This window comes from Escherichia sp. MOD1-EC7011 (assembly GCF_002965005.1).
Lineage (GTDB): Bacteria > Pseudomonadota > Gammaproteobacteria > Enterobacterales > Enterobacteriaceae > Escherichia > Escherichia ruysiae.
This window is the reverse complement of the sequence record NZ_PTRD01000007.1, coordinates 78,275-99,439: the sequence shown is the minus strand read 5'-3', so window position 1 is coordinate 99,439 and position 21,165 is coordinate 78,275. Positions and strand designations below refer to the sequence as shown.

The following is a 21,165-nucleotide window of genomic DNA, read 5'->3' as shown; positions in this document are numbered from 1 at the left end:
GGTAAAAGAATAATGGCTATCGAAATCAAAGTACCGGACATCGGGGCTGATGAAGTTGAAATCACCGAGATCCTGGTCAAAGTGGGCGACAAAGTTGAAGCCGAACAGTCGCTGATCACCGTAGAAGGCGACAAAGCCTCTATGGAAGTACCGTCTCCGCAGGCGGGTATCGTTAAAGAGATCAAAGTCTCTGTTGGCGACAAAACCCAGACCGGCGCACTGATTATGATTTTCGATTCCGCCGACGGTGCAGCTGACGCTGCACCTGCTCAGGCAGAAGAGAAGAAAGAAGCCGCTCCGGCAGCAGCACCAGCGGCAGCGGCGGCAAAAGATGTTAACGTTCCGGATATCGGCAGCGACGAAGTCGAAGTGACCGAAATCCTGGTGAAAGTGGGCGATAAAGTTGAAGCTGAACAGTCGCTGATCACCGTTGAAGGCGACAAGGCTTCTATGGAAGTTCCGGCGCCGTTTGCAGGCACCGTGAAAGAGATCAAAGTGAACGTTGGCGACAAAGTGTCTACCGGCTCGCTGATCATGGTCTTCGAAGTGGCGGGTGAAGCAGGCGCGGCAGCTCCGGCGGCTAAACAGGAAGCGGCTCCGGCAGCAGCACCTGCACCAGCAGCTGGCGTGAAAGAAGTTAACGTTCCAGATATCGGCGGTGACGAAGTTGAAGTGACCGAAGTGATGGTGAAAGTGGGCGACAAAGTTGCCGCTGAACAGTCACTGATCACCGTAGAAGGCGACAAAGCCTCTATGGAAGTTCCTGCTCCGTTCGCGGGCGTCGTGAAGGAACTGAAAGTCAACGTTGGCGATAAAGTGAAAACTGGCTCGCTGATTATGATCTTCGAAGTTGAAGGTGCAGCGCCTGCGGCAGCTCCTGCGAAACAGGAAGCGGCAGCGCCGGCTCCGGCAGCAAAAGCTGAAGCCCCGGCAGCAGCACCGGCTGCGAAAGCGGAAGGCAAATCTGAATTTGCTGAAAATGACGCTTACGTTCACGCGACTCCGCTGATCCGCCGTCTGGCACGCGAGTTTGGCGTTAACCTGGCGAAAGTGAAGGGCACTGGCCGTAAAGGTCGTATCCTGCGCGAAGACGTTCAGGCTTACGTGAAAGAAGCTATCAAACGTGCAGAAGCAGCTCCGGCGGTGACTGGCGGCGGTATCCCTGGCATGTTGCCGTGGCCGAAGGTGGACTTCAGCAAGTTTGGTGAAATCGAAGAAGTGGAACTGGGCCGCATTCAGAAAATCTCTGGTGCTAACCTGAGCCGTAACTGGGTGATGATCCCGCATGTTACTCACTTCGACAAAACCGATATTACCGAGCTGGAAGCGTTCCGTAAACAGCAGAACGAAGAAGCAGCGAAACGTAAGCTGGATGTGAAGATAACCCCAGTTGTCTTCATCATGAAAGCCGTTGCTGCAGCTCTTGAGCAGATGCCTCGCTTCAACAGTTCGCTGTCGGAAGACGGTCAGCGTCTGACCCTGAAGAAATACATCAACATCGGTGTGGCGGTGGATACCCCGAACGGTCTGGTTGTTCCGGTATTCAAAGACGTCAACAAGAAAGGCATCATCGAGCTGTCTCGCGAGCTGATGACTATTTCTAAGAAAGCGCGTGACGGTAAGCTGACTGCGGGCGAAATGCAGGGCGGTTGCTTTACCATCTCCAGCATCGGCGGCCTGGGTACTACCCACTTCGCGCCGATTGTGAACGCGCCGGAAGTGGCTATCCTCGGCGTTTCCAAGTCCGCGATGGAGCCGGTGTGGAATGGTAAAGAGTTCGTGCCGCGTCTGATGCTGCCGATCTCTCTCTCCTTCGACCACCGCGTGATCGACGGTGCTGATGGTGCCCGTTTCATTACCATCATTAACAACACGCTGTCTGACATTCGCCGTCTGGTGATGTAAATAAAAGAGCCGGCCCATCGGCCGGCTTTTTTCTGGTAATCTCATGAATGTATTGAGATTATTAGCGAATAGACAAATCGGTTGCCGTTTGTTGTTTAAAAATTGTTAACAATTTTGTAAAATACCGACGGATAGAACGACCCGGTGGTGGTTAGGGTATTACTTCACATACCCTATGGATTTCTGGGTGCAGCAAGGTAGCAAGCGCCAGAATCCCCTGGAGCTTACATAAGTAAGTGACTGGGGTGAAGGCGTGAAGCTAACGCCGCTGCGGCCTGAAAGACGACGGGTATGACCGCCGGAGATAAATAAATAGAGGTCATGATGAGTACTGAAATCAAAACTCAGGTCGTGGTACTTGGGGCAGGCCCCGCAGGTTATTCTGCTGCCTTCCGTTGCGCTGATTTAGGTCTGGAAACCGTAATCGTAGAACGCTACAACACCCTCGGCGGTGTTTGCCTGAACGTCGGCTGTATCCCTTCTAAAGCACTGCTGCACGTAGCGAAAGTTATCGAAGAAGCCAAAGCTCTGGCTGAACACGGTATCGTCTTCGGTGAACCGAAAACCGATATCGACAAGATTCGTACCTGGAAAGAGAAAGTGATCAATCAGCTGACCGGTGGTCTGGCTGGTATGGCGAAAGGCCGCAAAGTCAAAGTGGTCAACGGTCTGGGTAAATTCACCGGGGCGAACACCCTGGAAGTTGAAGGTGAGAACGGTAAAACCGTGATCAACTTCGATAACGCGATCATCGCAGCGGGTTCTCGCCCGATCCAACTGCCGTTTATTCCGCATGAAGATCCGCGTATCTGGGACTCCACTGACGCGCTGGAACTGAAAGAAGTACCAGAACGCCTGCTGGTTATGGGTGGTGGTATCATCGGTCTGGAAATGGGAACCGTATACCACGCGCTGGGTTCACAGATTGACGTGGTTGAAATGTTCGACCAAGTTATCCCTGCGGCTGACAAAGACATCGTTAAAGTCTTCACCAAGCGTATCAGCAAGAAATTCAATCTGATGCTGGAAACCAAAGTTACTGCCGTTGAAGCGAAAGAAGACGGTATTTATGTGACGATGGAAGGCAAAAAAGCACCGGCTGAACCGCAGCGTTACGATGCCGTGCTGGTAGCGATTGGTCGTGTGCCGAACGGTAAAAACCTCGACGCAGGTAAAGCAGGCGTGGAAGTGGACGACCGTGGCTTCATCCGCGTTGATAAACAACTGCGTACCAACGTACCGCACATCTTTGCTATCGGCGATATCGTCGGTCAGCCGATGCTGGCACACAAAGGTGTTCACGAAGGTCACGTTGCTGCTGAAGTTATCGCAGGTAAGAAACACTACTTCGATCCGAAAGTTATCCCGTCTATCGCTTATACCGAACCAGAAGTTGCATGGGTAGGTCTGACTGAGAAAGAAGCGAAAGAGAAAGGCATCAGCTACGAAACCGCCACCTTCCCGTGGGCTGCTTCTGGTCGTGCTATCGCTTCCGACTGCGCAGACGGTATGACCAAACTGATTTTCGACAAAGAATCTCACCGTGTGATCGGTGGTGCAATTGTCGGTACTAACGGCGGTGAGCTGCTGGGTGAAATCGGTCTGGCAATCGAAATGGGTTGTGACGCGGAAGACATCGCGCTGACCATCCACGCGCACCCGACTCTGCATGAGTCTGTGGGTCTGGCGGCAGAAATATTCGAAGGTAGCATCACTGACCTGCCGAACCCGAAAGCGAAGAAGAAGTAATTCTTCGTGTGCCGGAACATCCGGCAAATTAAGAAGCGGCTATTCTGGCCGCTTCAGATTGTTGACAAAGTGCTCGTTGTTGATGCCGGATGCGGCGTAAACGCCTTATCCGGCCTACAAAATCATGCAAATTCAATACATTGCAGGTGCCGTGTAGGCCCGATAAGCTTGCGCATCGGGCGCTTCGATGTTTGTCATCAGTCTTAAGCGGCTAACAACGCCGCTTTTTTTACGCCTGCAATTTATCTTTCCAGTCTTCTTGCTCCACGCTCAGACAACCGTTCACGTACCGCAGACCGTTGCTCGTTATTCAGCCTGGCAGTACGGTTACTGTCGTTTAGACGTTGCGGGCGGTTCTCCTGAACTTTCTCCCGAAAAACCTGACGTTGTTCAGGAGATGCCGATTGAATACGCTGGCGGGCGTTATCACGTTGCTGTTGGTTGAGTGGGTGCTGCTCTGGTGATGCGGACTGAATACGCTCACGCGCTGCATCTCTTCGCTGCTGGTTCTGCGGGTTAGTCTGCATTTTCTCGCGGACTGCCTGGCGCTGCTCAGGTGAAGCGGACTGAATACGCTGACGCGCCGCCTCTCTTCGCTGCTGGTTCTGCGGGTTAGTTTGCATTCTCTCACGGAACGCCTGGCGCTGTTCAGGTGAGGCCGACTGATAACGCTGACGAGCGGCATCCTTTTGCTGCTGGGTCAGTGGTTGGCGACGGCTGAACTCGCGAAAATCGTCATAATTGCCATCGTGTTCCGCTTCATTAAACCGTTGTGCCGCAGCCTGACGTTGCGTATCTCGCGTAATGGCTGGTGCGGCGTGTGTTCGTTGCTGAAACTGGCTTGCCGCCGCCTGACGCTGACTGTCGCGCGACGGTGCAGGAAGCGGCGTGGCGCTCATGCCGCCACTGACATCGGTTTGATGAAACCGCTTTGCCATATCCTGATCATGATAAGGCAAACCATTACGGTAGTTTGGATTGTGCCGCCATGCCATATTCTTATCAGTAAGATGCTCACCGGTGATACGGTTGAAATTGTTGACGTCAATATTGATGTTGTCACCGTTGTGTTGCCAGCCGTTGCCGTCACGATGACCGCCATCGTGGTGATGATAATCATCATCGTCATGATGATGGTCATGATCGTCGTCATCCCAGTCGATGCTGCTGAATAACGCGTATGTAGTGGCGACGCCCATGCTGTAGCCGAAACCGCGCACAAAGCTGTCAACAAACGGTTCTCCGGCTGGCGGCGGCAGGTAAACCGGCGGATACGCGGAATTGGCCCAGTTCCCGTAAACCACGGTCGGGTTATAGTTGGGAATATAAACCACATCCGGATTGGTTGGTTCGATGGTTATTACGGTCGGTGCAGGTTCTGTAATGACGGGGCTGGCTGTTGAAACGGTATTGGATTGTATGGCGGAAGGCGCGACAGTCGGTTTTACCGGTACAGCTTTCTTCGTTGTCGTAATGACTTTCTGTTCGGTTGATGACTTCAGCGACCCGGTTTGTTGCGCCAGTTGACGCAAACGCTGTACCGAGTCCATCACGTCCTGCGGCTGTGCCAGAAACGCATCGCCCAGGTTTTGCACCCACTGCAGGTTTTCGCCCATCAATGCCATCAACTGTGGAAACGCCACCAGTGATTTGACGCTGGCATCCCACGGCTGGTCAGCTACTGCCTGAATAGCAGCGTCACCTTGTTTAAGTGGATTATCGTGCGACCATTGCACTGCTTGCGCAACGTTTGCCGGATAGGTTGATGCCATTAACACTTGTGAAAGCAGAGAATCGGGGTACAGTGCGACAGGCGCGACCCATTGATCAATTTGCGCAGTACTGAAGGTAGATTTGACGACGGCAGGTACTACTGGCGGCGCGGAAACCGTTGCTGGAAGCGTAGCTGTAGTGACAACAGGCACAGTTTGCGCTTCTACAGGCGTTTCCACAGTGCGGCTTTTTACATACAAAGCACCGGAAGCGGCACAAAGCCCGGCACTGCAAATTAGCGCCAGCACATGGGGTTTAAACGGCAAAGTCATTTTCATAATTCGGATCTCAAGGAAATCGCAATGGTCGGCGAACTGCCACCCGCAGGTGCTGTGAATCCGAGTATAAAGAGGCGGTAGTTTAAATTTTGACTAATCTTGGGATTCGTTGATAAAGGTGATTATCACTCTGCGAATTAACGAAGTTTTTACGAAGGGAAACAATCTCTAGACCATCCTTAACGATTCAGCCACTTTTTTATGTTGCTTTTTTGTAAACGGATTAACACATCGTCAAAATCCTGCTATTCTGCCCGTTGCGGTACTGGGCATTTACCCTACAAACTGCTGTCTCACAGGAGCGTGAAGAGAATCGCCTGCCGCACTATGACAATGAGAGCGAGGAGAACCGTCGTGCTAGAAGAATACCGTAAGCACGTAGCTGAGCGTGCCGCTGAGGGGATTGCGCCCAAGCCCCTGGATGCAAACCAAATGGCCGCGCTTGTAGAGCTGCTGAAAAACCCGCCTGCGGGCGAAGAAGAATTCCTGTTAGATCTGTTAACCAACCGTGTTCCCCCTGGCGTCGATGAAGCCGCCTATGTAAAAGCTGGTTTCCTTGCTGCTGTCGCGAAAGGCGAAGCCAAATCCCCACTGTTGACTCCAGAAAAAGCCATTGAACTGCTGGGCACCATGCAGGGTGGTTACAACATTCATCCGCTGATCGATGCGCTGGACGATGCCAAACTGGCACCAATTGCCGCCAAAGCACTGTCTCATACGCTGCTGATGTTCGATAACTTCTATGATGTAGAAGAAAAAGCCAAAGCCGGCAACAAATATGCGAAGCAGGTTATGCAGTCCTGGGCAGATGCCGAATGGTTCCTGAATCGCCCGGCGCTGGCTGAAAAACTGACCGTTACCGTCTTCAAAGTGACCGGTGAAACCAACACCGATGACCTCTCTCCGGCACCGGATGCATGGTCGCGTCCGGATATCCCACTGCACGCCCTGGCGATGTTGAAAAACGCCCGTGAAGGCATCGAGCCAGACCAGCCAGGCGTTGTTGGACCGATCAAACAGATCGAAGCTCTGCAACAAAAAGGTTTCCCGCTGGCCTACGTGGGTGACGTTGTAGGGACTGGTTCTTCGCGTAAATCCGCCACTAACTCCGTACTGTGGTTTATGGGCGATGATATTCCACATGTGCCAAACAAACGTGGCGGCGGTCTGTGCCTCGGCGGCAAAATTGCGCCAATCTTCTTTAACACTATGGAAGACGCTGGTGCACTGCCAATTGAAGTGGACGTCTCTAACCTGAATATGGGCGATGTGATTGACGTTTACCCGTACAAAGGCGAAGTGCGTAACCACGAAACCAACGAACTGCTGGCGACCTTCGAACTGAAAACCGACGTGCTGATTGATGAAGTGCGTGCTGGCGGCCGTATTCCGCTGATTATCGGTCGTGGCCTGACCACCAAAGCGCGTGAAGCACTTGGCCTGCCGCACAGCGATGTTTTCCGTCAGGCGAAAGATGTCGCTGAGAGCGATCGCGGCTTCTCGCTGGCGCAGAAAATGGTGGGGCGTGCCTGTGGCGTTAAAGGCATTCGTCCGGGCGCTTACTGTGAGCCGAAAATGACTTCGGTCGGTTCTCAGGACACCACCGGCCCAATGACTCGTGATGAACTGAAAGACCTGGCGTGCCTGGGCTTCTCGGCTGACCTGGTGATGCAGTCTTTCTGTCACACTGCGGCTTATCCGAAGCCGGTTGACGTTAACACACACCACACGCTGCCGGACTTCATTATGAACCGTGGCGGTGTGTCGCTGCGTCCGGGTGACGGCGTAATCCACTCCTGGCTGAACCGTATGCTGCTGCCAGATACCGTGGGTACGGGTGGTGACTCCCATACTCGTTTCCCGATTGGTATCTCCTTCCCGGCGGGTTCTGGTCTGGTGGCATTTGCTGCCGCAACTGGCGTGATGCCACTGGATATGCCGGAATCCGTTCTGGTGCGCTTCAAAGGCAAGATGCAGCCGGGAATCACCCTGCGCGATCTGGTACACGCCATTCCGCTGTATGCGATCAAACAAGGTCTGCTGACCGTTGAGAAGAAAGGCAAGAAAAACATCTTCTCTGGTCGCATTCTGGAAATTGAAGGTCTGCCGGATCTGAAAGTTGAGCAGGCCTTTGAGCTGACCGATGCGTCCGCTGAGCGTTCCGCTGCTGGTTGTACCATCAAGCTGAATAAAGAGCCGATCATCGAGTATCTGAACTCTAACATTGTCCTGCTGAAGTGGATGATCGCAGAAGGTTACGGCGATCGTCGTACTCTGGAACGTCGTATTCAGGGCATGGAAAAATGGCTGGCAAATCCTGAGCTGCTGGAAGCCGATGCGGATGCGGAATACGCGGCGGTGATCGACATCGATCTGGCTGATATTAAAGAGCCAATCCTGTGTGCACCGAACGACCCGGACGACGCACGTCCGCTGTCTGCGGTACAGGGTGAGAAGATCGACGAAGTGTTTATCGGTTCCTGCATGACTAACATCGGTCACTTCCGTGCCGCAGGTAAACTGCTGGATGCGCATAAAGGCCAGTTGCCGACTCGCCTGTGGGTGGCACCGCCAACCCGTATGGACGCCGCGCAGTTGACCGAAGAAGGCTACTACAGCGTCTTCGGTAAGAGTGGTGCGCGTATAGAGATACCTGGCTGTTCCCTGTGTATGGGTAACCAGGCGCGTGTGGCAGACGGTGCGACGGTGGTTTCCACCTCTACCCGTAACTTCCCGAACCGTCTGGGTACTGGCGCGAACGTCTTCCTGGCTTCTGCGGAACTGGCTGCTGTTGCGGCACTTCTTGGCAAACTGCCGACGCCGGAAGAGTACCAGACCTACGTGGCGCAAGTAGATAAAACTGCCGTTGATACTTACCGTTATCTGAACTTCAACCAGCTTTCTCAGTACACCGAAAAAGCCGATGGTGTAATTTTCCAGACTGCGGTTTAAAAAGTCAGCGCACGCGCTGCGCATAAACGACACAATGCCCGGTGAATGAGATTCCCGGGCATTTTTTTATTTCTAAACCATCGCCGTTCCGCTGTTTTTCTCCGGTAAGGCTGCGATAATTACATCAATGGCGCAATGCGATTTCGGCGCATTGCCGGGAGCAGAGGAACACACTATGGATTACGAATTTCTGCGCGATATTACCGGAGTGGTAAAGGTGCGTATGTCCATGGGGCATGAAGTGGTCGGGCACTGGTTTAATGAAGAGGTGAAAGAAAACCTGGCCTTGCTTGATGAAGTGGAAGACGCCGCGCGCACGCTCAAAGGTAGCGAACGTTCCTGGCAGCGGGCAGGGCATGAGTACACGCTATGGATGGACGGCGAAGAGGTGATGATTCGCGCCAATCAACTGGAATTTGCTGGCGATGAAATGGAAGAGGGGATGAACTACTACGACGAAGAAAGCCTGTCGCTGTGCGGCGTTGAGGATTTTCTTCAGGTGGTGGCGGCGTACCGTAAATTCGTACAGCAGAAGTAAATAAAGCAGGCGGAGCCTCTGTGCTCCGCCTGAGCCGTTAAACAGCTGGCATATTGCGCCCGTAATAAATCTCGCGCATCTCTTTCCACAGCGCAGCGGTAATTTCTTTGCGCTCGCTGTCGGTTAAATCTTCCGGTTTGGTGTGGAACATGTAGTGCTTAAGGTCGAACTCTTTAAGCAACATCTTGGTATGGAAGATATTTTCCTGATAGACGTTTACATCCACCATGTCATACAGCGCCTTCATATCCTCGGACATAAAGTTCTGAATCGAATTAATCTCATGGTCGATAAAGTGCTTCATACCGTTGATGTCACGCGTAAAGCCACGCACGCGATAATCAATGGTTACGATATCGGACTCAAGCTGGTGGATCAGGTAATTCAGCGCCTTCAGCGGGGAAATCACGCCGCAGGTGGAGACTTCTATGTCGGCGCGGAAGGTACATAAACCGCCTTCAGGATGGCTTTCCGGGTAGGTATGTACGCAAATATGACTTTTATCGAGATGGGCAACCACGGCTTCTGGCAGCGGGCCGGGGTGTTCTGTTTTGTCGATAAGTTTCGGATCAACCGGCTCTTCGCTCACCAGAATAGTGACGCTGGCACCCTGTGGTTCGTAATCCTGGCGGGCGATGTTAAGAATATTGGCTCCGATAATGGAACAGGTTTCTGACAGGATTTCGGTCAGACGATTGGCATTATAGAGTTCATCGATATAAGCAATATAACCGTCGCGCTCTTCGGCAGTTTTGGCGTAGCAGATATCGTAAATACAAAAACTCAGACTTTTGGTCAGATTATTAAAGCCATGCAGTTTCAGTTTTTTCAATTTCTTATCTTCTCCTTAGGACGGCTGTGAAGCCAGTGCGTCTTGCAGATACTGAGGTAAGGCAAAAGCTGCCGTGTGGACTGCCGGGTTGTAATAACGGCATTTCAGGCCAGAGGCGAGAAAACGCGCCTGAATAATTTCGGTAGAGAGATGGCGTAAGGCGTCGTTATCTGTTGCCCATGCAAAGGTCATGATGCCGCCGTAATAGGTCGGGATCGCCGCCTGATAAAAGCCAACGTCGCTGAAGTAATGGCTGAGTTTGCGATGGCTGTCGATGGCCTCTTCCTGCTGTAAAAAACAGACACCGTTCTGCGCGACGAAAATACCGCCAGGATTCAGGCAACGTTTGCAACCTTCATAAAATGCTGAGGTAAACAGGCTTTCGCCGGGACCGATTGGATCGGTGCAGTCGGAGATAATTACGTCGAAGGTCTGGCTGGTTTGATTAACGAAATTGACACCATCATCGATCACCAGTTTAAAGCGTGGATCGTCGTAGCTACCGGCATTATGGTTGGGCAGATACTGACGGCAGAACGTCACGACACCCGCATCGATTTCCACCATCGTGATTGACTCAACGTTTTTATGTCGGGTCACTTCACGCAGCATGGCACCGTCGCCGCCGCCGATGATCAGAACATGTTTCGCGTGACCGTGAGCCAGTAGAGGAACGTGGGTCATCATCTCATGATAGATAAACTCGTCGCGCTCGGTGGTTTGTACTACACCATCCAGCGCCATCACGCGACCAAATGCGGCGTTCTCAAAAATGATCAGATCCTGGTGATCGGTCTTTTCATGATACAGAACATTATCTACAGCAAAGTACTGCCCAAACTGGTCGTGTAGCGTTTCATGCCACCGTTTTTTTTCGGCCATGGGTTGATACCTCCTTTGTTAACACCCGTAAAAAAAGGGCGCAACATAATAGCTAACATTGACCGCAGATGCACGGTCAATATTTCTACAAAAAGGTATCAGGGATTATTTGACGTAGGCAAGCAGGCTTAAGGAATCGCGAGCCAGGGCTTTGCACTTTTTAGCGACGGGAATGCTAATACCGCTGAGATCGCGATAGCTATCTTCACCGAGAGATTTCATGTCGAAGGTGTCGTAATTGCTGAGATCCCACTGGTTTTGCTGGGCGAAAAAGACCAGTGCGCGACGAATTTGCCCGTTAGGTAAGTTCTGGTAACCGCAATCGTTCTTCAGAAAAACAAACACTGCCGTTAAATCGGCCATATCTTCGGCTTCAGACTCGCTGAGCGCGTAACTGTTTGCGCATACAGCCATCAGGCTGCCGAATAATACTGTTCTGAAAAACGTCTTCATTGCTTCTACCAGGACTTAAAGATGATAAACGTTAGCACACTGCGAGCGAGGCGACGACCATTATTGTGGATTAAATTGTGTCTGTGGCTTGACCTTCCTGTAAGGGGAAGGACTATGCTCAACGTTTGATTTTGTTTCGCCTGCTTAAGAATAAGGAAATAACTATGCAACGTCGTGATTTCTTAAAATATTCCGTCGCGCTGGGCGTGGCTTCGGCTTTGCCACTGTGGAGCCGCGCAGTATTTGCGGCGGATCGTCCAACGTTACCGATCCCTGATTTGCTCACGACCGATGCCCGTAATCGTATTCAGTTAACTATTGGTGAAGGCCAGTCCAGCTTTGCCGGGAAAACGGCGACCACCTGGGGTTACAACGGCAATCTGCTGGGGCCGGCGGTGAAATTACAGCGCGGCAAAGCGGTAACGGTTGATATCTATAACCAACTGGCGGAAGAGACGACGTTGCACTGGCACGGGCTGGAAGTGCCGGGTGAAGTGGACGGCGGCCCGCAGGGGATTATTCCGCCTGGCGGTAAACGCACGGTGACGCTGAACGTTGATCAACCTGCCGCCACTTGCTGGTTCCATCCGCATCAACACGGCAAAACCGGGCGTCAGGTGGCGATGGGGCTGGCAGGACTGGTAGTGATTGAAGATGACGAGATCCTGAAATTAATGCTGCCGAAACAGTGGGGTATCGATGATGTCCCGGTGATCGTTCAGGATAAAAAATTTAACGCCGACGGGCAGATTGATTATCAACTGGATGTGATGACTGCCGCCGTGGGCTGGTTTGGCGATACGCTGCTGACCAACGGCGCTATTTACCCGCAACACGCTGCACCGCGTGGCTGGCTGCGCCTGCGTTTGCTTAATGGCTGTAATGCCCGCTCGCTCAATTTCGCCACCAGCGACAATCGCCCGCTGTATGTGATTGCCAGCGATGGTGGTCTGCTGCCTGAACCGGTGAAGGTGAGCGAACTGCCGGTGCTGATGGGCGAGCGTTTTGAAGTGCTGGTGGAGGTTAACGACAACAAACCGTTTGATCTGGTGACGCTACCGGTCAGCCAGATGGGAATGGCGATTGCGCCGTTTGATAAGCCGCATCCGGTAATGCGTATTCAGCCGATTGCCATTAGTGCTTCAGGTGCCTTACCTGACACATTAAGTAGCCTGCCTGCTTTACCTTCGCTGGACGGATTAACGGTACGCAATCTGCAACTCTCTATGGATCCGATGCTCGATATGATGGGGATGCAGATGCTGATGGAGAAATATGGCGATCAGGCGATGGCCGGGTTGGATCACAGCCAGATGATGGGGCATATGGGGCACGGTAATATGAATCATATGAGCCACGGCGGGAAGTTCGATTTCCACCATGCCAATAAAATCAACGGTCAGGCGTTTGATATGAACAAGCCGATGTTTGCGGCGGCGAAAGGACAGTACGAACGTTGGGTTATTTCTGGCGTGGGTGACATGATGCTGCATCCGTTCCATATCCACGGTACGCAGTTCCGTATCTTGTCAGAAAATGGCAAACCGCCAGCGCCGCATCGCGCAGGCTGGAAAGATACCGTTAAGGTAGAAGGTAATGTCAGCGAAGTGCTGGTGAAGTTTAATCACGATGCCCCGAAAGAACATGCTTATATGGCGCACTGCCATCTGCTGGAGCATGAAGATACGGGGATGATGTTAGGGTTTACGGTGTAAAAATACGTATTCGGAAATATGCCCGGATCTCTCCGGGCTTTAAACTGATGACAAACGCAAAATTGCCTGATGCGCTACACTTATCAGGCCTACGCACCATACGATTTTGTAGGCCGAATAAGGCGTTTACGCCGCATCCGGCATGAACAAAGCGCACTTTGTCAGTAATCTGAGCGAATCTTACTTCACATCATCCGGCAGCGCATAAGCCACAATATAGTCGCCCATCTTCGTACCAAATGAACCGTGACCGCCTGCGGAGATCACCACATACTGCTTACCATTCACTTCATAGGTCATCGGTGTTGCCTGACCGCCCGCTGGTAGACGACCCTGCCACAGTTTTTCACCGTTGCTCATGTTGTAAGCGCGCAGGTAGTTATCTGCCGTAGCGGCAATAAACAGCACGTTACCCGCCGTGGAGATTGGTCCGCCGAGCATCGGCATACCCATATTAAACGGCACCGGAACGGGCATCGGGAACGGCATACTGTCCTGCGGCGTACCAATACGTTTCTTCCACACCACTTCATTGGTTTTCAGATCCAGTGCCGAGATGTAACCCCATGCTGGTTGTTTACATGGCAGACCAAACGGCGAAAGGAACGGGTTGAGCGTGACACCATACGGTACACCGTACTGCGGCTGAATGCCGGATTCCGTACCCGTGCCTTTGGCATCTTTCGGTTGCTCCATCGGGTTGCCAGGACCACGCGGGATCAGTTTCGAAACAAACGGCAGCGCCATTGGGTTGGCAATCGCCACTTCACGATTCGGATCAACGGAAATCCCGCCCCATTCGAACATCCCCAGGTTACCGGGGAAGACCAGCGTACCCTGTTCAGATGGCGGGGTGAAAATGCCTTCATAGCGCATCTGGTGGAACATCACGCGGCACACCAGTTGGTCAAACATGGTGGCACCCCACATATCCGCACCGCTTAGATCTTTTGTCGGACGGAAGCTCAGCTCAGAGAACGGTTGAGTAGGGGTAACGTAATCGCCTTTCGCTGCGCCTTGTGGCACTGGTTTTTCCGGGGCAGGAACCACCAGTTCACCATTACGACGATCGAGCACAAAAATGTTGCCGGTTTTCGCCGGAGCGTAAATGACCGGAACCTTTTGACCATTAACGGTGATATCCGCCAGCGTCGGCTGTGCCGGAAGATCCATATCCCACAGGTCATGGTGAACGGTCTGGTAACTCCACGCCAGTTTCCCGGTAGTGGCATTCAGCGCCAGAATCGAGCTGGCATAACGTTCCTGTTCCGGTGTGCGGTTACCGCCCCAGATATCTGGTGTGGTCACGCCCATCGGCAGATACACCAGATCCAGCTTCGCGTCATAGGCCGCAGGTGCCCACGAGTTTGGCGAGTTAAAGGTAAAGGTGTGTTCGTCAGACGGGATCGCGTTCGGATCTTTCGCGCCCGGATCAAAGGCCCACAGCAGCTTCCCGGTGTTGACATCAAAACCACGGATCACGCCAGACGTTTCGCGGGTTGAGAAGTTATCGGTGACCGAACCGGCCATCACGATGGTTTTATCGGTAATAATCGGTGGCGAAGTCGGTTCATACAGACCCGGTTTGGTGTCCGGCATATTGCTTTGCAGATTGAGCACGCCTTTATTGGCGAAGGTTTCGCACAGCTTGCCGTTTTCGGCGTTAATCGCAATCAGTCGACCATCATTGACCGGAAGAATGATACGTCGCGGGCAATCCGCCATCACTTCCGGCGAAGCCGTTTCTGCTTTGGCTTCATGATAAGAGACGCCACGGCAGGTTACGTGCTGGAAAGACTCGTTGGTTTTCAGCTCAGGATCGTAATGCCATTTCTCTTTGCCGCTGGCGGCATCAAGCGCAAACAGTCGCTGGTGAGCGGTACACAGGTAAAGGGTGTCGCCCACTTTAATTGGCGTCACTTCATTGGTGATTTCGCCCGGATCGTTCGGCTGTTTCACATCACCCGTGCGAAATACCCAGGCTTCTTTCAGGTTGTGGACGTTATCGGCGTTAATTTGCTTCAGAGGCGAAAAGCGTTGGCCTTCCTGATTGCGGCCATAGGCAGGCCAGTCCTGATCGGCAACGGGGGAGATGGCTTCTGCTGGCGTGGCATCGGCGCTTAAGGTGCCGTTGATTTCCTGCGGATCGTTAAATCCGGCCCAGGTGAGGATTCCGCCACTAATCAGCAGTGCGACCACCAGTGCGGCAACTGCGCCGCTGGCAGGAATGACCAGGCGACGCCAGACAAACGGCAGGATCAGCCAGATGCCGAAGAAGACCAGAATGTCGCTGCGCGGAGTCAGCGCCCAGAAGTCGAAACCGACTTCCCAGACGCCCCAAATCATAGTGCCGAGCAGCAGAGCCGCGTATAGCCAAAGCGCGGCGCGTTTACTGCGCCACAGCATCCAGGCGACGCCGAGCATCACAAGGCCTGCAATAGGGTAGTACCAGGAGCCGCCAATCGCGACCAGCCAGCCTCCGCCAATGAGAAGATACAGCCCGCAAAGAGCTGCAAAAAGGGCTGTTAGCGTGACGAGTAATCGTCGCGAGCCGGTATTGTTAATTGCCATAAAGAGACACCATTTCAATTCATTAATATTTTAGTAGCAATTAATTATAGGTTTTAACATGTGTGATCGTCATCACAATTTGAGCTTTATTAACAGATTCCGCCAATGAATAGTTTTACTGGTATACTGCGTGTCTTGCGCTTTGCTGCGGTGCCGAAGCTAGCCCGTGCGAAGTGATTTGTTTTTAAATCATATGGTTAGAGATATGAAACATACTGTAGAAGTAATGATCCCCGAAGCGGAGATTAAAGCGCGTATCGCCGAACTGGGTCGTCAGATTACTGAGCGTTACAAAGACAGCGGCAGCGATATGGTGCTGGTAGGCCTGCTGCGTGGCTCATTTATGTTTATGGCGGACCTGTGCCGTGAAGTTCAGGTATCTCATGAAGTCGACTTTATGACCGCCTCCAGCTACGGTAGCGGCATGTCCACCACCCGTGATGTGAAAATCCTCAAAGATCTGGATGAAGATATCCGTGGCAAGGACGTGCTGATTGTTGAAGATATCATCGACTCCGGTAATACACTGTCGAAAGTGCGTGAAATCTTAAGCCTGCGCGAACCGAAGTCGCTGGCGATTTGTACGCTGCTGGATAAACCGTCCCGCCGTGAAGTGAACGTGCCGGTAGAATTTATCGGTTTCTCGATCCCGGATGAGTTTGTGGTGGGTTACGGCATTGATTACGCACAGCGTTACCGCCATCTGCCGTATATCGGCAAAGTGATTCTGCTGGACGAATAAGTGCGGATTTGCCGGATGTGTTGCATCCGGCATGGCGAATTTATTTGTGATTGATGTGCTTCAGCTTGAGGTTGGAAATCCCGTGACGGTAACGTTGCTCCAGGGTTTCGCGGTTGGTGGCTGTGACATCCAGGTCACGCAATAAGCCGTCGTGAATGCCGTAAGCCCAGCCGTGAATGGTGACTTTCTGCCCGCGTTTCCACGCTGATTGCATAATGGTGGAGTGACCCAGGTTATATACCTGTTCCATTACGTTCAGTTCGCACAGGGTATCCAGACGACGCTCTGGCGGCATTTCGCCGAGCAATGAGCTATGTTTGAACCAGATATCGCGGATGTGCAGCAGCCAGTTGTTGATAAGCCCCAGTTCCGGGTTTTCAACAGCAGCTTGCACGCCGCCGCAACCATAGTGGCCACAGATAATAATATGTTCAACTTCGAGAACATCCACTGCATACTGAACCACGGAGAGGCAGTTTAGATCGGTGTGAATGACCAGGTTAGCAACATTACGGTGAACAAAGAGTTCGCCCGGCTCAAGACCGGTTAAACGTTCAGCAGGAACGCGACTGTCGGAACATCCAATCCATAGAAAGCGCGGTTTTTGCGCTTGTGCCAGTTTCTCAAAAAACCCGGGATCCTCTTCCACCAGCATTTTTGACCATAGTGCATTATTGCTGATGAGTGTATCTATGTCTTTCATGGAGGTTAACGACCTGTAACCAAATAATTACGTTTGGCTAATATAGGGCAACTCCGGGACGATTTAAACCACAGATAAAGTGTAAGAACGTAAGGTAAGTAAAAATTTATGACCATTGCACTGGAACTTCAACAGCTTAAAAAAACCTATCCAGGCGGCGTTCAGGCGCTTCGTGGAATAGATTTGCAGGTCGAGGCGGGTGATTTTTATGCGCTTCTGGGGCCGAATGGGGCCGGGAAATCGACCACTATCGGTATTATCAGCTCGCTGGTAAATAAGACCTCCGGGCGCGTCAGCGTATTTGGTTACGATCTTGAAAAAGATGTCGTTAATGCCAAACGCCAGTTGGGGCTGGTGCCGCAGGAATTTAACTTCAACCCGTTTGAAACCGTGCAGCAAATTGTGGTGAATCAGGCAGGGTACTACGGCGTGGAGCGCAAAGAAGCGTACATCCGCAGCGAAAAATATCTTAAACAACTCGATCTATGGGGAAAACGCAACGAACGTGCGCGTATGTTATCTGGCGGGATGAAGCGCCGTTTAATGATTGCCCGTGCGTTAATGCATGAACCTAAACTACTGATTCTCGACGAACCGACCGCAGGCGTGGATATTGAACTTCGCCGCTCAATGTGGGGCTTTTTGAAGGATTTAAACGACAAAGGCACCACCATCATTCTCACCACGCACTACCTGGAAGAAGCAGAAATGCTGTGCCGCAATATCGGCATTATTCAACACGGTGAGCTGGTGGAAAATACCTCGATGAAGGCGCTGCTGGCGAAGCTGAAATCGGAAACCTTTATTCTCGATCTCGCACCGAAAAGCCCGTTGCCGAAGCTCGATGGTTATCAGTATCGACTGGTCGATACCGCCACGCTTGAAGTTGAAGTGCTGCGCGAGCAGGGGATCAACAGTGTGTTTACGCAGTTAAGCGAGCAGGGCATTCAGGTATTAAGTATGCGTAACAAAGCCAACCGTCTGGAAGAGCTGTTTGTTTCACTGGTTAATGAAAAACAAGGAGATCGCGCATGATGCATCTTTACTGGGTGGCGTTAAAAAGCATCTGGGCGAAAGAAATTCATCGCTTTATGCGTATCTGGGTGCAGACGCTGGTGCCGCCGGTCATCACCATGACCCTTTACTTTATTATCTTCGGCAACCTGATTGGTTCGCGCATTGGTGATATGCATGGCTTCAGCTATATGCAGTTCATCGTGCCGGGGCTGATCATGATGTCGGTGATCACCAATGCCTACGCCAACGTTGCATCATCATTTTTTGGTGCCAAGTTCCAGCGTAATATTGAAGAGTTGCTGGTCGCTCCGGTTCCAACGCACGTGATTATCGCCGGATATGTCGGCGGCGGCGTGGCGCGTGGGCTGTTTGTTGGCATTCTGGTGACGGCGATTTCGCTGTTCTTTGTGCCGTTTCAGGTGCATTCGTGGGTATTCGTTGCCTTAACACTGGTGCTCACGGCGGTGTTGTTCTCCCTTGCGGGTTTGCTGAACGGTGTGTTTGCCAAAACGTTCGATGACATCAGTCTGGTGCCAACCTTTGTATTAACGCCACTCACGTATTTGGGCGGGGTCTTTTACTCCCTGACTTTGCTGCCGCCGTTCTGGCAGGGACTGTCGCACCTGAACCCAATCGTTTATATGATCAGTGGATTCCGCTACGGCTTCCTCGGCATTAATGATGTGCCGCTGGTCACGACTTTTGGCGTGCTGGTTGTTTTTATTATTGCGTTTTATCTGATCTGCTGGTCGCTGATCCAGCGTGGGCGCGGCTTGCGTAGCTAAGTCGCTCTCCTCTCCTCCGGATACGGGGGAGGGGAGTTTTGACGGCTATCACCCTTTATCAACAATGGTCAGGGTAGACTGATTTTCGGCTAAGGAGGAAAGCAATGTTAGGTTGGGTCATTACCTGTCACGACGATAGGGCGCAAGAGATACTGGATGCGCTGGAAAAAAAACATGGTGCACTTATCCAGTGCCGGGCAGTGAATTTCTGGCGCGGGTTAAGTTCAAATATGCTTAGCCGCATGATGTGCGATGCTCTGCATGAAACTGATTCTGGCGATGGGGTGATTTTTTTAACCGATATAGCAGGCGCTGCACCTTATCGTGTTGCGTCGTTATTAAGCCACAAGCATTCTCGTTGTGAAGTCATTTCTGGGGTGACGTTACCGTTAATTGAGCAGATGCTCCCCTGTCGGGAGACAATGTCCAGTGCGGCATTTCGAGAGCATATCGTGGCATCAGGAGCACCTGAAGTCAGTAGCCTCTGGCATCAGCAACAAAAGAATCCCCCTTTTGTCCTCAAGCACAATTGGTTCGAGTATTAAATCGCATTCTGATTTTGCTACACTAACTGCGTTGTTTCTCGCCTGGTAGTTTCCTCATGATTAAAAAGATAATTTTCCTGGTGCTGCTGGTTTCATCTGCTGTCAGCGCAGCACTTCCCACGCGTTATATGCAAACCACTCAGGATGCGACTATCTGGGGAAAAATTGGCGACAACACGGTAACCGTCGGTAACATTCGTGCCGGGCAGATTATTTCGGTCATCCCAACCACAGCCGATTATTATGAATTCAATTTTTGTTTTGCTACGGGGTATATTGATAAAGGTCATCTTGAACCTGTACAAGGGCGGCAAAAAGTTGAAGATGGTCTGGGTGATCTGAATAAACCACTGAGCAACCAAAATCTTATTACCTGGAAAGATACGCCGGTATATAACGCGCCCGATGCAGGCAGTGCGCCATTTGGCGTGCTGGCCGATAACTTGCGTTATCCCATTATCAGTAAATTGAAAGATCGCCTGAATCAAACCTGGTATCAAATTCGTATTGGCGAACGTCTGGCCTATATCAGCGCGCTGGATGCGCAGCAGGATAACGGTATTCCTGTATTGACCTACCATCATATTTTACGCGATGAAGAGAATACTCGTTTTCGCCATACGTCGACCACAACGTCGGTACGTGCATTCAATAACCAGATGACCTGGTTGCGTGACAGGGGATATACCACGTTGACCTTGTATCAACTGGAAGGATATCTGCGTAATTCGATGAATCTCCCCGCTCGCGCGGTTGTGTTGACATTTGATGATGGTTTGAAATCGGTGAGTCGTTATGCATACCCCATTCTGAAACAATACGGTATGAAGGCGACGGCATTTATTATTACCTCGCGTATTAAACGCCATCCACAAAAATGGAATCCACAGTCGTTACAGTTTATGAGTATTTCTGAACTGCATGATGTCAGCGATGTTTTTGATTTCCAGTCACATACCCATTTTTTACATCGGGTTGATGGTTATCGCCGACCCATATTACTTAGCCGCAGTGAGCATAATATTTTGTTTGATTTTGAACGTTCACGTCGGGCGCTGACGCAATTTAATCCGCATGTATTGTATCTTTCTTATCCGTTTGGCGGATTTAATGACAAAGCGGTTAAAGCGGCAAATGATGCCGGGTTTCATCTGGCGGTGACGACCATGAAAGGTAAAGTAAAACCGGGGGATAATCCCTTGTTGCTAAAACGGCTTTATATCTTAAGAACGGATTCGCTGGAGACGATGTCGCGGCTGGTGAGTAACCAGCCGCAGGGATGATTATCAGGCAACCTGAACCGGGATCGCTTTCGCGGTACGTTTCATTTCGTTGTCGCCTTCAAAGTAGGCAACGTTGGGGCGCCAGGTACGGGCTTCGGCATCTGGCATAGTGACGAAGCTGGCGATGATGACAATATCGCCGACGCTGGCGCAGTGAGCCGCCGCGCCGTTGACAGAAATAATTCTCGAACCGCGCTCTGCCGCAATGGCGTAGGTGGAGAAACGCTTGCCGTTGGTGACATTCCAGATATCAATGGCTTCGTTTTCGAGAATACCGGCTGCGTCAAGAAAATCCTGGTCAATGGCGCAAGAACCTTCATAGTGCAGGTCCGCATGAGTCACTTTCACGCGGTGGAGTTTGCCCTGCAGCATCGTGCGAATCATAACTTCTACCTTTCTACCCTGTCGTTAACGAAGCAGGCGGAGCCTGCTTTGAGAAAAT

At 51.7% G+C, this 21,165-nt stretch carries 17 protein-coding genes; 10 read left to right on the top strand and 7 right to left on the bottom strand.

Annotation, left to right across the window (positions count from 1 at the left end; genetic code table 11):
* Nucleotides 1-12 precede the first annotated feature (12 nt).
* Together aceF and lpdA are read left to right on the top strand one after the other, a co-directional pair.
* Nucleotides 13-1,905, top strand: coding sequence for a pyruvate dehydrogenase complex dihydrolipoyllysine-residue acetyltransferase (gene aceF, locus A7098_RS02970; protein ID WP_105280307.1), 1,893 nt, complete (start codon nt 13-15; stop codon nt 1,903-1,905).
* A gap of 324 nt (nt 1,906-2,229) precedes the next feature.
* Complete coding sequence (lpdA, locus tag A7098_RS02965) at nt 2,230-3,654, top strand: dihydrolipoyl dehydrogenase (protein WP_000102484.1); 1,425 nt, start codon at nt 2,230-2,232, stop codon at nt 3,652-3,654.
* 242 nt (nt 3,655-3,896) lie between these two features.
* On the opposite strand, the gene A7098_RS02955 is transcribed toward lpdA, so the two are convergent.
* Nucleotides 3,897-5,705 carry a DUF3300 domain-containing protein gene (locus tag A7098_RS02955; RefSeq protein WP_105280306.1) on the bottom strand — a complete coding sequence of 603 codons (1,809 nt, stop codon included), beginning with the start codon at nt 5,703-5,705 and terminating at the stop codon, nt 3,897-3,899.
* 354 nt (nt 5,706-6,059) lie between these two features.
* Between A7098_RS02955 and acnB the strand changes: the two genes are divergently transcribed.
* Nucleotides 6,060-8,657 carry a bifunctional aconitate hydratase 2/2-methylisocitrate dehydratase gene (gene acnB, locus A7098_RS02945; RefSeq protein ID WP_010350028.1) on the top strand — a complete coding sequence of 866 codons (2,598 nt, stop codon included), beginning with the start codon at nt 6,060-6,062 and terminating at the stop codon, nt 8,655-8,657.
* A gap of 175 nt (nt 8,658-8,832) precedes the next feature.
* On the top strand, nt 8,833-9,195 hold the full coding sequence (yacL, locus tag A7098_RS02940) for a protein YacL (RefSeq protein ID WP_010345363.1): 363 nt from the start codon (nt 8,833-8,835) through the stop codon (nt 9,193-9,195).
* A gap of 37 nt (nt 9,196-9,232) precedes the next feature.
* Here the strand turns inward: yacL and speD are convergent, their stop codons facing one another.
* The 3 genes from speD to A7098_RS02925 form a co-directional block, all read right to left on the bottom strand.
* The gene (speD, locus tag A7098_RS02935) at nt 9,233-10,027 is read right to left on the bottom strand and encodes an adenosylmethionine decarboxylase (RefSeq protein ID WP_000734284.1); all 795 of its coding nucleotides are present in this window, start codon (nt 10,025-10,027) and stop codon (nt 9,233-9,235) included.
* A gap of 15 nt (nt 10,028-10,042) precedes the next feature.
* Nucleotides 10,043-10,909, bottom strand: coding sequence for a polyamine aminopropyltransferase (gene speE, locus A7098_RS02930; RefSeq protein WP_032224443.1), 867 nt, complete (start codon nt 10,907-10,909; stop codon nt 10,043-10,045).
* A gap of 105 nt (nt 10,910-11,014) precedes the next feature.
* Entirely contained in the window at nt 11,015-11,362 is a 348-nt protein-coding gene (locus tag A7098_RS02925; RefSeq protein ID WP_105280305.1) for a YacC family pilotin-like protein, read from the bottom strand.
* Between the two features lie 164 nt (nt 11,363-11,526).
* Here A7098_RS02925 and cueO point away from each other — a divergent pair, with 164 nt between their 5' ends.
* Entirely contained in the window at nt 11,527-13,077 is a 1,551-nt protein-coding gene (cueO, locus tag A7098_RS02920) for a multicopper oxidase CueO (protein ID WP_105280304.1), read from the top strand.
* Nucleotides 13,078-13,257: 180 nt separating this feature from the next.
* Here cueO and gcd read toward each other — a convergent pair whose 3' ends face one another.
* Nucleotides 13,258-15,648 (bottom strand): quinoprotein glucose dehydrogenase, encoded by a 2,391-nt coding sequence (gene gcd / locus A7098_RS02915; protein ID WP_105280303.1) that lies wholly within the window; start codon nt 15,646-15,648, stop codon nt 13,258-13,260.
* A gap of 205 nt (nt 15,649-15,853) precedes the next feature.
* On the opposite strand from gcd, the gene hpt reads away from it, so the two are divergent.
* The gene (hpt, locus tag A7098_RS02910) at nt 15,854-16,390 is read left to right on the top strand and encodes a hypoxanthine phosphoribosyltransferase (RefSeq protein WP_000683335.1); all 537 of its coding nucleotides are present in this window, start codon (nt 15,854-15,856) and stop codon (nt 16,388-16,390) included.
* A gap of 40 nt (nt 16,391-16,430) precedes the next feature.
* Here hpt and can read toward each other — a convergent pair whose 3' ends face one another.
* Nucleotides 16,431-17,093, bottom strand: a complete 663-nt coding sequence (can, locus tag A7098_RS02905; protein ID WP_000651596.1) for a carbonate dehydratase — start codon at nt 17,091-17,093, stop codon at nt 16,431-16,433.
* A 108-nt stretch (nt 17,094-17,201) separates the two neighbouring features.
* Here can and A7098_RS02900 point away from each other — a divergent pair, with 108 nt between their 5' ends.
* From A7098_RS02900 to A7098_RS02885, 4 genes are all read left to right on the top strand, one after another.
* On the top strand, nt 17,202-18,128 hold the full coding sequence (locus tag A7098_RS02900; RefSeq protein ID WP_000150637.1) for an ABC transporter ATP-binding protein: 927 nt from the start codon (nt 17,202-17,204) through the stop codon (nt 18,126-18,128).
* A complete protein-coding gene (locus tag A7098_RS02895) occupies nt 18,125-18,895 on the top strand; it encodes an ABC transporter permease (protein WP_000972201.1) in 771 nt (256 codons plus the stop codon). The genes A7098_RS02900 and A7098_RS02895 overlap by 4 nt, the downstream gene beginning before the upstream one ends.
* Nucleotides 18,896-18,999: 104 nt before the next feature.
* The gene (locus A7098_RS02890) at nt 19,000-19,440 is read left to right on the top strand and encodes a PTS sugar transporter subunit IIA (protein ID WP_000901973.1); all 441 of its coding nucleotides are present in this window, start codon (nt 19,000-19,002) and stop codon (nt 19,438-19,440) included.
* A gap of 56 nt (nt 19,441-19,496) precedes the next feature.
* The gene (locus A7098_RS02885) at nt 19,497-20,723 is read left to right on the top strand and encodes a polysaccharide deacetylase family protein (protein WP_105280302.1); all 1,227 of its coding nucleotides are present in this window, start codon (nt 19,497-19,499) and stop codon (nt 20,721-20,723) included.
* A 3-nt stretch (nt 20,724-20,726) separates the two neighbouring features.
* Here A7098_RS02885 and panD read toward each other — a convergent pair whose 3' ends face one another.
* Entirely contained in the window at nt 20,727-21,107 is a 381-nt protein-coding gene (gene panD / locus A7098_RS02880) for an aspartate 1-decarboxylase (protein ID WP_000621508.1), read from the bottom strand.
* Nucleotides 21,108-21,165 lie beyond the last annotated feature (58 nt).